This window comes from Sphingomonas naphthae (assembly GCF_028607085.1).
GTDB classification, from domain to species: Bacteria; Pseudomonadota; Alphaproteobacteria; order Sphingomonadales; family Sphingomonadaceae; genus Sphingomonas_Q; species Sphingomonas_Q naphthae.
The window spans coordinates 1,216,842-1,229,793 of the sequence record NZ_CP117411.1 but is presented as its reverse complement, the minus strand read 5'-3'; the positions used below and the strand labels follow the sequence as shown (position 1 = coordinate 1,229,793).

9 protein-coding genes are annotated in these 12,952 nt (G+C 68.5%); all 9 read left to right on the top strand.

The window, feature by feature from the left end:
* Nucleotides 1-35 precede the first annotated feature (35 nt).
* The 9 genes from PQ455_RS05830 (at nt 36) to PQ455_RS05790 (ending at nt 12,886) form a co-directional block, all read left to right on the top strand.
* Nucleotides 36-1,550, top strand: a complete 1,515-nt coding sequence (locus PQ455_RS05830) for a UxaA family hydrolase (protein WP_273690063.1) — start codon at nt 36-38, stop codon at nt 1,548-1,550.
* On the top strand, nt 1,547-2,986 hold the full coding sequence (locus tag PQ455_RS05825; protein ID WP_273690062.1) for a mannitol dehydrogenase family protein: 1,440 nt from the start codon (nt 1,547-1,549) through the stop codon (nt 2,984-2,986). The genes PQ455_RS05830 and PQ455_RS05825 overlap by 4 nt, the downstream gene beginning before the upstream one ends.
* A gap of 87 nt (nt 2,987-3,073) precedes the next feature.
* Nucleotides 3,074-3,871, top strand: coding sequence for a 2-keto-4-pentenoate hydratase (locus PQ455_RS05820; protein WP_273690059.1), 798 nt, complete (start codon nt 3,074-3,076; stop codon nt 3,869-3,871).
* 22 nt (nt 3,872-3,893) lie between these two features.
* Entirely contained in the window at nt 3,894-5,180 is a 1,287-nt protein-coding gene (locus PQ455_RS05815) for an MFS transporter (RefSeq protein ID WP_273690057.1), read from the top strand.
* An 85-nt stretch (nt 5,181-5,265) separates the two neighbouring features.
* On the top strand, nt 5,266-9,072 hold the full coding sequence (locus PQ455_RS05810) for a LamG-like jellyroll fold domain-containing protein (protein WP_273691250.1): 3,807 nt from the start codon (nt 5,266-5,268) through the stop codon (nt 9,070-9,072).
* On the top strand, nt 9,069-10,262 hold the full coding sequence (locus tag PQ455_RS05805; RefSeq protein WP_273690055.1) for a DUF885 family protein: 1,194 nt from the start codon (nt 9,069-9,071) through the stop codon (nt 10,260-10,262). The genes PQ455_RS05810 and PQ455_RS05805 overlap by 4 nt, the downstream gene beginning before the upstream one ends.
* Entirely contained in the window at nt 10,259-11,848 is a 1,590-nt protein-coding gene (locus tag PQ455_RS05800) for a family 43 glycosylhydrolase (protein WP_273690053.1), read from the top strand. The genes PQ455_RS05805 and PQ455_RS05800 overlap by 4 nt, the downstream gene beginning before the upstream one ends.
* Before the next feature lie 14 nt (nt 11,849-11,862).
* Nucleotides 11,863-12,252, top strand: coding sequence for a VOC family protein (locus PQ455_RS05795; RefSeq protein WP_273690051.1), 390 nt, complete (start codon nt 11,863-11,865; stop codon nt 12,250-12,252).
* A complete protein-coding gene (locus tag PQ455_RS05790; protein WP_273690048.1) occupies nt 12,245-12,886 on the top strand; it encodes a 6-phosphogluconolactonase in 642 nt (213 codons plus the stop codon). Before PQ455_RS05795 ends, PQ455_RS05790 begins: the two co-directional genes overlap by 8 nt.
* Nucleotides 12,887-12,952 lie beyond the last annotated feature (66 nt).

Below are 12,952 nucleotides of genomic sequence, written 5' to 3'. Positions count from 1 at the left end.
CCCGGCTTGCGCCGGCTATATTGTAGGGGCTATGTATGACACCGGTTACCAGAAGAATAGAGGGTGTTGTGGCTGAGGCGCTTCTCATCAATGCGGACGATGACGTCGCCACTCTGTTGGGTGACGCGGCGGTGGGCGAATCGATCCGGGTCGGCGATGTCGAACTCGTCGCTGGCGAGGCTGTGACCAAGGGGCACAAGGTGGCGATCCATGCCATCGCCAAGGGCGCCCCGGTGCGCAAATATGGCGCGCCGATCGGTGTCGCCACCGCTGCCATCGCGGCGGGCGAGCATGTCCATTCCTCCAATCTTCACAGTGGCCTGTCGGGCACGCTGGATTATGCGTTTCAGGAAAAGGCCGATGCCGGGGCGGCCGCGACGGTCGATGGCGGCAGCTTCCTGGGATACCGCCGGCCGGACGGGCGCGTCGGCACGCGCAACGAAATCTGGATTCTCCCCACGGTCGGCTGCGTCGCCCGCACCGCCGAGCGGATCGCCGCCAGGGCGGGGGCGGCGGCCGGCGACCGGATCGACGGGGTCCATGCCTTCACCCATCCGCACGGCTGCTCGCAGCTCGGCGCCGACCTCGCCGGCACACGCAGCATCCTCGCGGCGCTCGCCTGCCACCCCAATGCCGGCGGCGTGCTGATCGTGGGGCTCGGCTGCGAGGAAAATCAGGTCGACGAACTGCTCGGCGAAATCCCCGAATGGCGCCGCGCGTCGATCCGTACCGTGACCGCGCAATTCGCCGAGGACGAACTAGCCGACGGCTGCGCCAAGGTCGCCGAACTGGTCGATCTGATCGAGGCGAAGCGCGAGCCGGTGGGGCTCGATGCGCTGGTGCTGGGGGTGAAGTGCGGCGGATCGGACGGGCTTTCGGGCCTCACCGCCAACCCGCTGGTCGGCCGGATGAGCGACCGGGTGACGCAGGCCGGCGGCGCCGCGATCCTGACGGAAATCCCCGAAATCTTCGGTGCCGAACATCTCCTGATGCAGCGCGCGGCCAATGCCGACGTGTTCGAGCGCGTCGGCGGGCTGGTCAATCGCTTCAAGCAATATTTCATCGATGCGGGCGAGCCGATCTCGGAAAACCCCTCCCCCGGCAATGTCGCGGGCGGCATCACGACGCTGGAGGAAAAGTCGCTCGGCGCCGTGCAGAAGGGCGGCCATGCCACGGTGGTCGACGTGATCGACTATGGCGGGCAGGTGACGATGAAGGGGCTCACCCTGCTCGAAGCGCCCGGCAACGATGCCGTTTCCTCCACCGCGCTGGCGGCGGCGGGGGCGACGGTGATCCTGTTCACCACCGGCCGGGGCACGCCGCTCGGCTTTCCGGTGCCGACGATGAAGATCGCGTCGAACAGCGGCCTCGCCCAGCGCAAGCCCGGCTGGATCGATTTCGACGCGGGCAGCGTGCTGGAACAGGGCTTCGCCAGCGCCGAAGAGGCGCTGCTCGACCGCATCCGCGCCATCGCCTCGGGCGAGGAGACCAAGGCGGAGAAGAATGGCGAGCGCGAGATCGCGATCTGGAAGCGTGGGGTGACGTTGTGAGTGACTTTCTGTCCGTCGATCGTCTCGCGAGCCTGCCGCCGGTCGTGCGCCGCCCCGGCCATAAGATGCCGACGACGACCGGCATCGTCCATTTCGGCCCCGGCGCCTTCCACCGCGCGCATCAGGCGAGCTACATCGACACCGTCCTGGATCACGACCAGCGCTGGGGGATCGCCGCCGTCTCGCTGCGGACGCGCGGAACGATCGAGGCGCTGGAGCGCCAGGGCGGCCATTATACGATCGGCGTGCGCGACGCCGAGCCCGAATGGCGGGTGATCGCGGCGCACAACCGCTTCCTCGGCCCGGACGAGGCCGGCGAGACGTTGGCGCTGCTGGGCTCGCCCGACGTGCGGCTGGTGACGACCACCGTGACCGAGAAGGGCTATTGCCTGGCGCCCGACGGGACGCTCGATTTCGACCATCCCGATATCGTCCACGATCTGGCGGGCGCCGCCGCCCCGCGCAGCGTGGTCGGCTGGATCGTCGCGGGGCTCGCCGCGCGGCGGGGTGCGGGCATCGCGCCCTTCACGCCCGTCCCCTGCGACAATCTGGCGCGCAACGGCGCCAAGCTGCATGCCGCGCTCGTCGGCTATGCGGGGCGGCTGGATAGCGAACTGGCCGACTGGATCGCGGGCGAGGTGCGGGTGCCCGCCACGATGGTCGATTCGATCACCCCGGCCTCGGACGCGCGCTTCCTCGACCTGACCGCCACCACCTTGGGCGTGCGCGACGATGCCGCCGTGCAGCGCGAGACGTTCGTGCAATGGGTGATCGAGGATCAGGGCCGCCCGCTCGGCCCGGATCTCGCCGCCGCCGGGGCAACGCTCACCACCGATGTCGCGGGTTACGAGCGCGCCAAGCTGCGCCTGCTCAACGGGCCGCACTCCACCCTCGCTTATGCCGGGCTGCTGCTCGGCCACACAAGCGTCGCCGAGGCGATGGGCGATGCGCGGCTGGCGGCCTTCGTGGCGGCGATGATGCGCGAGGAGATCGCGCCGATGCTGAAGGCCGTCCCCGGCCTCGATCTGGGCGATTATATCGATGCGGTGCTGCGGCGTTTCCGTAATCCGGTGATCGTGCATCTGCTGGAGCAGATCGCCCACGACGGCACGCAGAAGCTGCCCTATCGCCTGGTCGATACGCTGATCGAGAACCGCCGCGCGGGCCGCCTGCCACCGCGCATCCTGACGGCGATCGGCGCGTGGATCGGCTTCGTGATGCAGCGGGCGCGGGCGGGGACGAAGATCATCGATCCCGAAGGCGCCTTCCTCGCCACCGCCGGGGCGGAAGGATCGGCGGCGGATGTATTGGCGCGCATCACCGGCGCCGGGCTGCTGCTGCCCCCCGAAATGGCGGGCGATCGGGCCGTGACCGATGCGATCGCTAGGGCCGGCGATGCCGCTTTCGCAGGAACGCTCGCCCAAATCCTGGCTTAAGAAACAGCCGGAGGCAGGACGACCACTTGCCTGTGACACCGGTTTCCCATAACTCATCATCCCAATAAGCAAGAGAGGGGCGCGGCCTTGGCTACGCAGCAGATCGACGGAAATATCGAGGGGATCGCCAAGGCGTTCGTCACCGGCCGGCAGACCGCCGCCGCCGTGATCGACTACCCCGGCACCAAGCCCGCCAGCCTCGACGAAGCCTATGCCGTGCAGGATAGCGCGATCGGCCTGTTCGGCGGCGAGATCGTCGGCTGGAAGGTCGGCCGCATCAATCCGCCGCTGGACGGCGTCGATCGCCTCTCCGGCCCGATCTTTGCCCATCAGGTGTTCGATTACGACGGCAGCAACGCGGTGCCGATGGCGATCTTCGCCGATGGCTTCGGCGCGGCCGAGAGCGAATTTCTGATCCAGGTCGGCACCGCGCCCGATCCCGCGAAGCTCAGCTACACGATGGACGAGGCGATCGCGCTGATCGGCGCGGTGCATGTCGGCATCGAGATCGCCAGCTCGCCCTTCCCGGGCATCAACGGCAACGGCCCGCTCGTCACCATTTCGGATTTCGGCAACAACAACGGCCTCGTCGTCGGCCCCGCGATCGAGGGCTGGCAGGCCGTGGACCTGAACGCCGTGCCGGTGGAACTGCACATCAACGGCGAGCGGATCGGCGCCGCCACCGCCGCCGCCATGCTCGACGGCCCGATCGGCGCGGCGCGCTTCCTGTTCGAGCATCTCGCCGCGCGCGGCATCGCGGTGCCCGCCGGCACCTGGATTTCCAGCGGTGCCGTGACGGGCGTACATGTCGTCGGGGTCGGCGACGAGGTCGAGGCGCGGTTCGACGATCGCTTCTCGATCCGCTGCACGATTACCGCCGCATAAAAGATAATTTGGAGACGGACCGATGGCTTTGAGGGATGTGCCGGAGGTCGCGGGCGCGGCCGATCGCGTGGGGCGCTATCGCTGGGTGATCTGCGGGCTGCTGTTCGCCGCCACCGCGATCAACTATGTCGATCGCCAGATGATTGGGCTGCTGAAGCCGACCATCTCGGCCGAACTCGGCTGGTCGGAAACGACCTATGCCGACGTGGTCTTCTGGTTCCAGGCCGCCTACGCCATCGGCTATCTCAGCTTCGGCAAGGTCGTCGACACGGTCGGCGCGCGCATCGGTTATTCGATCGCCTTCGTCATCTGGACGCTCGGCCATACGCTGTGCGGCTTCGTCAACAATGCCGCGCAATTCGCCATGGCGCGATCGGTGCTGGGCTTGGGTGAATCGGGTAACTTCCCCGCCGGCATCAAGGCCGTGTCGGAATGGTTCCCCGCCAAGGAGCGCGCGCTGGCGACCGGCATCTTCAACGCCGGTGCCAACGTCGGCGCGATCGTCGCCCCGCTGATCGTGCCGATCCTCACCGTCGCCTACGGCTGGCGCATGGCGTTCGTCATCACCGGCGTCATCAGCCTCGTCTGGCTGGTGGCCTGGATTGCGATGTACCGCCGCCCGCGCGAGAGCAAGAAGGTCTCGGCCGACGAGCTGGCCTATATCGAAAGCGATCCGGCCGATCCCGTCCAGAAGATCAGCTGGGGCCGCCTGCTCGGCTATCGCGAAACCTGGGCCTATGCGCTGGGCAAGTTCCTGATCGACCCGATCTGGTGGCTGTTCCTCTTCTGGACGCCGGATTTCCTCGCCAAGACCTACAATCTCGATCTCAAGAGCTTCGGCCCGCCGCTGGTGGTGATCTATCTCATCTCCGATCTGGGCAGCGTCGCGGGCGGCTGGTCCTCCTCGCGGCTGATGCGGCGCGGCTTCACCGCCAATGCCGCGCGCAAGCTGACGATGCTGGTGTGCGCGGTACTGGTGACGCCGATCTTCTTCGCCCAGTGGATCGACAATCTGTGGCTCGCGGTCGGCATCCTCGGCCTCGCCACGGCGGCGCATCAGGCCTTTTCGGCCAACCTCTACACCATCCCGTCGGACATGTTCCCGCGCGCGGCGGTGGGGTCGGTCGTCGGGATCGGCGGCACGGTCGGCGCGATCGGCGGCATGATGATGGCCAAGTTCACCGGCTACATCCTGGAGACCACCGGCAGCTACACCGCGATCTTCGCGGTGGCGGGCAGCGTCTATCTGATCGCGATCCTCGTGATCCACCTGCTCTCGCCCCGCCTCGCGAGGGTCGACAGCATCTGAAACCATCATTGCGGCGGGCGAGACGGCGAACAGCCGCGAGAAGCCCGCTAACAGGAGAGTGAGTTTGCGACACCGCCTTGCCGATATGCTGCGCTATGGCGTCGCCCTGCCCGCTTTGCTGGCGGCGGGCGCCGCCGCGGCTGCGGACCCCACCGGGCTCCTCTTCCGCGCGCCGCTCGACAAGGATTTCACCGCCGACGTGGCGACCGGGCCGGCGGTGCCGAATTTCGTGTCCGGCGTGAAGATCGTGCCCGGCGGCGCGATCGGATCGGCGGCGCAATGGGCCGACGAAGGCTATCTCGCCTGGAACGCGCCCGGCAACATGCAGGCGGCGCGCGGCACGCTTTCCTTCTTCTGGCGCGCGCGGACGCCGGTGGGCGAGACGCCCTTCGTGATCTTCCGCGCAGGGTTCGCCGATCATTCCAGCTGGGACATGGCGTTCCTGCGGATCGACTGGAACGGCCACGGCTTCGACGCCTTCGTCACCGACGCCAATCTCTCCCGCCTGCGCGTATCGTGGACGATGGACCCGCTGCCCACGCCCGACGCCTGGCACCATATCGCCTTTGGCTGGGACGAGACCAAGGGGGTGACGCTGTCGGTGGATGGCAAGCGGGTCGCCGCCAAGGTGCAGAAGGCCGATCTCGACAGCGGGCTCGACCAGTTCGGGCTGGCCGGCCGTGTCATGTCGCCGCACCAGGTGCAGAGCCGCTACAATTTCATGCGCGGATCGGACGTGGACGAGGTGCGCGTCTATGACCGGATGCTGCCCGCCGAGGATGTCGCGGCGCTGGCGGACAAGCGCGAGCCCGCCGCCCCGCCCGCCCCCGACAAGGCCGCGCAGACCGCGGCTTGGCTCCACCGCTACGGCTGGGACAAGGGCTCGCCGCCCCTCCTCGACGCGCCCGTCACTCGCGCCCGCAAGGTCGAGTTCGCCGATGCGAAGGATCTGAAGGAATGGATGTGGAAGGGCGTCGACGGCATCGCCGAGACGACCTGGCCCGGCGTCTACAACCGCTCCCGCCTGCCCGGCCGCGACGATTATTTCCAGCTCCCCGACTGGAACGTCTATGTCGAGGGCGGCAAGAATTACGATTTGACCGTGCCGGCGGGCGAACGCTTCAACCGGATCGAGATACGCGGCGCGGCCTATGGCGACCTGTCATGGTCGGCGGACGGCACCAATTATGCCAGCCTCGCCAAGAGGCCGATGGGCGTGGTCCGCAGCGTCTCCAGCCTGCCGGAGAAACAGGGCGGGCGCCTGCGCTTCACCAATGTGATGCAGGAACAGCCGATCCAGGAAATCTGGGCCTATGACGTGGCCGCCGGCGAGGAGCCCAGGGGCAGCTTCAAGCTGACCTACAAGGTGGATGCCGCCGCTTCCTCCACCCTCGCCCCGTTCGACGACCTCAACGCCTTCATCGCCGGCCGATATGCGCCCGACGAGCGCAGCACGGTCGTCGCCATGCCGCTGGGCGGCGTCCGCGCGGCAGTGGGCGCGGGCGATGCCTCGGCCAGCGGTGCCGTGGTGCGGCCCAAGGGGCTGGCGCCGATCGTCCATATCCTGATCCCGTCCAGCTTCGGCGAGGCGCATCCTGGCCGCCCGGTGGCGCGCGCCTGGGATTATGGCTGGCAGAATATCCATGACGGGCTCGACGGCATCGCCATCGACCTGCCCGCGCTGGCGCTGAAGCCCGGCCGGGACGGGCTGATCCCGCTCAACATCCGCGTGAAAGACCCGATCTGGCCGGGGCGCGACATGATCGACCTGTCGGTCTCGGTGCGGCCGGGCGAGGCGCGCACGCTCTGGCTCGATCTGCGCGATCGCATCCTGAGCAACGACAGCCTGTACCTCACCATCGCCTCGGCCGTGCCCGATTTCGACGCTGCGGCGCTGGATGGTGCGGCGATCCGGCTGGTGTTCAAGGATCGCGCGGCGGCCAGGGCCGAGCATGTCGCTGACCGGCTCAATCAGGTGAAGGACAATTGGGGCTTCCTCGTCGAGGAGCATACCGCCTCTAAGCGCGCCGGCCTCTATCGCCGGGTGTTCGCCGACATTTCCGATCTGCTGCGGGTCGATCCCGACAATCTGGAGGCCCGCACCTATTGGGCCGACATCAATTACCGGCCCGAAAACCTGCCGCCGATCACCTTGCCGCCGATTCCGGCGGGCACCCCCGCCTGGGCGGCGCGCCAGTTGCAGGATCTGGCCGCGACGCGCCGCGTGGTCGAATGGTGGATCGACGAGCGGCAGGTGCCCTATGGTGATTTCGGCGGCGGCATTTCCGACGATACCGATCTCACCCAGCAATGGCCCGGCCTCGCGCTGATGGGAATCAAGCCCGACAAGCTCAACGCCTCGCTCCGCGCATTGTCCGAAGCGGCCTATCGCAACGGGATGCACACCAACGGCCTCTCGACGATCGAGACCGACGAACTGCACGCCTACGAAGAAGGCATGAATTCCGACGCCGAGCGTTTCTACCTGAACTGGGGCGAGCCGGTCGCGCTGGAACGGCTGATGCGCACCACCAAGGCGCTGAAAGGCGTGATCCTGACCAATTCGGCGGGCCACATGCATTTCGCCAGCAACTGGTATGGCGGCCGCAAGATGTATCGCGACGAGCCGCTGTCGTGGCAGAAGCCTTATGCCTTCGTCGTGATGCACGGGCCGATCCTGACCGGCCTCTACGCCAACAACCCCGGCGCGCGCGGGCTGGTTACCGGCATCATGGATGGCTGGCTCGCGCACGGGAAGCAGGAGGCCGGCGGCGGTTGGGCCTTCCCCAACGAGATCAACTGGATCACCGAGCAGGAGCGCGTCGGCGACGGTGGCGGCGTGACCATTCCGCTTCAGACCGCGTGGGCGGCGTGGCGCTTCACCGGCGACGCGAAATATCTGCGGCCGGTCTATGCGCGGATCGGCAAGTCGGGGCCGGCCTCACTCGCCGAGTTCAACGAGAATGTGTTCGATCTGCTGCCCGAGGGCAAAGGCTGGCGCGACGCGCTGGTCGCCAAGGGCGGGGCGGACGGCTTCGTGCGCTATGCCCAATGGGCCGCGACCGGCGACACGAAGGCGATCGAGACGCTGCATGTAGAGGCGCTGCGCGAGAAACTGCCGCGCGAGGGCATGTACACCGTCGGCCATTGGTGGTCCGACCGGGTCGACGTGCCGAGCGAGATCCTCCAGCGCGAGCGGCTGGGCGGCATCGCCCTCAAGCGCAATTACCTCTATCCCGGCAATGCGGTGAGCTGGCGCTTTGCGAAGGACGAGGATGCCGAGAAGGTCGCCATCCTGATGCCCGGCGCGACGCGCACGCATTTCCGGGTGATGGCCTACAACACCACCGCCGCGCCGATCGACGCGGTGATGACGGGCTGGAACGTGGACGCCGGTCGCTGGACGGTGAAGGCCGCCACCAGCGCCGACGAAGGCAGGACGCTGGTGCCGATCACGGCCGACCGGACCGTGACGCTGGAGCGCAGCGCCTCGACCCCTGTGCAGTTCGCGGCGGGCACGATGACGGTGCTGGACTTCGCCCTCACCGAGCCGACCACGCCGGTCGAGCAGCGCGCCGATCTCGGCATCGGGCGCGACGATGTGGCGGTGAGCGGGCGGCGGGTGAAGGTGACGGTCCACAGCCTCGGCGCGAAGGACGTGGCGGGCGGCACGGTCAGCCTCGTCGCGCCCGATGGCCGCGCGGTCGCGAGCGCCGCCGTGCCGCCGCTGGCCGCCCCGCTCGATCTCGATCCGCGCACCGCGACGGTGACGCTGACGGCGCCCGCCGGGGTGACGATCGAGACGCTGGCGGTGACGGTCGCGCTGCCGGGCGACGCGCCCGAGGTGACGATGCTCAACAATCGCGTGCCGCTGGGCGGCGCGGCGAAATGACGGCACTGTCGCGGCGCGGGCTGCTCGTTGCGGGCGGGGCCATGGCCCTGCTGCCCGCGCGCCTGCGTGCGGCAACCGGCGATGCCGGTGCCGCGCTGGATGCGGCGGCGGTGGAAGCCGATCCGGTCAGGGCGCTGGCGCTGCTGAAGGGCGTCACGGGTGGCACGCCCGCGCTGGCGCTCGATCTGGAGGCGGCGCGCGCCGGGCTGGCGATCGATGCGGCGCTGGCGACGGCGGCACCCGCCGACCGCTTCGCGCTGCTGCTGCGCCGCGCGGCGGGGGACGGCCTCGATCCGGTCTCGACCGAGGCAAGGCTGACGGCCGAACTGGCCGCGCTTCACCGCCGGGCCGACGCCCTGTTCACGCAGATCGGCGACACGCAGGGCGACATCGGCGCGCGCTATCGCCGGCTGTGGGGCGACACCCGCTACCTCTACACCGACGACGAGGCCGGCCGCGCCCGCGCCATCGCCGACATGACCCGCATGCTGGACGCTGCCCGCGCCCGCCTGCCCCGTGCCTTCGCCGGCCTGCCGCGCTGGTGCGGCGACGTCGATGTGCGCGTCCTTTCGGCGGAGGAGATCGCGGCGGGCAAGGGTGGCTACCGCACCCTCCCCACCGCCACCAGCCGGGGCGCCTATGTCGTCGATCTGAAGGACATCCGCCGCCGGCCGAGTTGGACCCTGCCGAGCGTCGTCACCCACGAGCTGGTGCCCGGCCATATGGTGCAGCTGCCCGTCGAGGCGATCGAGCCGCCACATCCCCTGAGGCTGCGCTACACGCCCGTCTTCGCCGAGGGCTGGGCCACCTATGCCGAGCAGTTGTCCGCCGCGCAGGGTGCCTTTGCCGGCGATCCCCGCATCGAACTCGGCCATATCCACTGGCTGCTGTTCCGCGCGACGCGGGGCCTCGTCGATATCGGCATCCACCGCCACGGCTGGACGATCGATCAGGCCAGGGCGCGGCTGATCGCATGGATGGGCGAGCCCGCCTATTTCGCGCCGTTCGATACCGATCTTGCCCGCATCGCCAGGGAACCCGCTTTCCGCGCCGCCGAGGCGATGGCGTGGCTGGCCATCGCCGACGCCGCCAGGGGGCTCACCGGCACCGCCCTCGTCCGCTTTCACGCGGCTATGCTGGCGCATGGGCGCAAGCGCATCGAAGCCTTTCCCCGGGAGCCCCGCCGATGAAGCTCAACCGCCGCGAAACCTTCGGCCTGACCGGCAGCGCCGCCGCGCTGCTGCTCCCCTCCGCCGCGCCCGCCGCGCCGCCGCCCGCCGCAGCCCCGCAATGGCGCCGGGGCTTCGACAATCAGCGCATCGCCGATCTGGGCGACGGCCGTTTCCTCAACCCGATCATGGCGGGCGACCGGCCCGATCCCGCGATCCTGAAGGATGGGAAGGACTATTACCTCACCTTCTCCAGCTTCGATTCCTACCCCGGCCTCGTCATCTGGCATTCGCGCGATCTGGTGAACTGGCGGCCGATCGGCCCGGCGCTGACGAGGAATATCGGCTCGGTCTGGGCGGTCAGCCTCGAAAAGCATGACGGCCGCTATTTCCTCTACATCCCGGTCAAGGCGAACCCGAACACCACCTATGTGATCCACGCCGACCGGATCGAAGGGCCGTGGAGCGACCCGATCGACCTGCATCTGCCGAACCATATCGATCCTTGCCACGCCGTCGCCGAAGATGGCTCGCGCTGGCTGTTCCTCTCGGGCGGGGACCGCATCCGGCTGAGCGCGGATGGCCTGTCGACCGTCGGCAAGGTCGAGCATGTCTATGATCCGTGGCATTACCCGGAGGAGTGGGACGTCGAGAGCTTCTCGCCCGAGGGGCCGAAGATCGTCCGCCACGGCGGCTATTATTACCAGATCACCGCCGTCGGTGGCACCGCCGGGCCGCCCACCGGCCATATGGTGATCGCCGCCCGATCGCGATCGCTGCATGGGCCGTGGGAGAATTGCCCCGCCAATCCGATCGTGCGGACCAAGGACCAGAGCGAGCGATGGTGGTCGCGCGGCCATGCCTCGCTGGTCGAGGGGCCGGCGGGAGACTGGTGGGCGGTCTATCACGGCTTCGAGAACGGCTATTGGACGCTCGGCCGCCAGACATTGCTCGACCCGATCGAATGGACGGCGGACGGCTGGTTCCGCATGACCGGCGGCGATCTCTCGCAACCGCTCGCCAAGCCCAGGGGCGGCGAGGCGGTGCCGCACGGCATGGCGCTCAGCGACCCGTTCGAGACGCTGGCGCTCGGCACCCACTGGAGCTTCTTCCGTCCCGCGCCCGACGAAGCCTCACGGGCCAGCGCCAAGGGCGGCACGCTCACGCTGAAGGCGCGCGGCACCGCGCCGGTGGACAGCTCGCCATTGATGCTGATCGCGGGCGATACCGCCTATCGGATGGAATGCGAGATCGACATCGATCCCGGCACGACGGCGGGGCTCGTCCTCTTCTACGACGACAAGCTCTATTGCGGGCTCGGCTTCGATGGCGCGCGGTTCGTCACCCACCAATATGGGATGGACCGCGGCCGCCCCGCCAATCCTTATGGCCGCCGTCTCACGATGCGGATCACCAACGATCGCCACATCGTCTCCTTCCATTTAAGCGGAGATGGGGGGCGGACATGGAAACGGTTCGATCGGGGCATGGAGGTGTCCGGCTATCACCACAATGTGCGCGGCGGCTTCCTGATGCTGCGGCCGGGCCTCTACGCCGCCGGCCAGGGCGCCGCGCGTTTCCGCAATTTCCGTTTCACCGCGCTCTGAAGGCCCAACGCACGATGATCGACCGGATCGGCCATATCAACATCAAGACCCCGCTCTTCGAGGAGACCTGCGCCTTCTACACGGGCCTGTTCGATCTGGTGCGCGGCCCCGCGCTGACGATGGCGGATCAGGAGACCAACGCCTGGCTTTCCACCGCCGCCGGCCAGCCGATCATCCACGTCAACACCGGCGCGGAGACGATCGCGGCGGGCGCGCCCTCCCGGCTCGACCATATCGCCTTCGAATGCAGCGACGTGGCCGAGATGCGCGCGCGGCTGGAGCAGCTGGGCGTCACCTATGTGCACAGCCAGACGCGGCTCGACTGGATGCAGCAGATCTTCTTTCGCGATCCCAACGGCGTGCGCATCGAACTGACCTTTGATACGAGGCATGCCGGTGAGTGAGATCGTCTGGGCGGCGCGCGCCGACACCCATGCCATGGCCTCGCACATCGCCGGCGTGATCTGCGCGCGCGGCCGCCGGTCAATCGCCTTGCCCGGCGGGCGCACGCCGGGGCCGCTGTTCGAGGAATTGCGCCGCCGATCACTCCCATGGGGCAAGACGCGCATCTCGCTCACCGACGACCGGATCGTGCCCGAGCATCACCCGGCCAGCAATTTCGGCCTGCTCTCGCGCTTCTTCGACGCCACCGCCGCGCAGGTGGCGCCGCTCAGCGAGGACGAGGCGCCGCCGCGTTTCGATCTGGTATGCGTCGGCGTCGGGCTGGACGGCAGCGTCGCCTCGCTCTTCCCCAACATGCCGTTCGATCGCGAGACCGCGCCCGCCACGATCCGCGTCGCGCCCGATCCCCTGCCCGCCGACGCGCCGTTCGAGCGGCTGAGCCTCAACATCCCGGCCCTCGCCCAGACCGATCATCTGATGATCATCGCGCGGGGCCGGGCCAAGCGCGACATCATCGATCGCGCGCTGAGCGGCGACGAGCGGCTGCCGCTGTGCCACCTCGTCCGCCAGGCGCAGGGGCGCACCACCATCTTCTGGAGCCTGCGCGAAGCCCCATCGGCGCGTATGGCGGGATGATCCAGCCAAGGATTGGCTTGGAATGTAAGCCCTAGCCTCCCTACCTTATCGGGACAGGTTTACGTG

Coding starts and splice junctions, on each gene's coding strand:
- PQ455_RS05800 (WP_273690053.1), top strand. CDS start 10,259: ATGAAGCTCAACCGCCGCGAAACCTTCGGCCTGACCGGCAGCGCCGCC.
- PQ455_RS05815 (WP_273690057.1), top strand. CDS start 3,894: ATGGCTTTGAGGGATGTGCCGGAGGTCGCGGGCGCGGCCGATCGCGTG.
- PQ455_RS05805 (WP_273690055.1), top strand. CDS start 9,069: ATGACGGCACTGTCGCGGCGCGGGCTGCTCGTTGCGGGCGGGGCCATG.
- PQ455_RS05830 (WP_273690063.1), top strand. CDS start 36: ATGACACCGGTTACCAGAAGAATAGAGGGTGTTGTGGCTGAGGCGCTT.
- PQ455_RS05810 (WP_273691250.1), top strand. CDS start 5,266: ATGCTGCGCTATGGCGTCGCCCTGCCCGCTTTGCTGGCGGCGGGCGCC.
- PQ455_RS05795 (WP_273690051.1), top strand. CDS start 11,863: ATGATCGACCGGATCGGCCATATCAACATCAAGACCCCGCTCTTCGAG.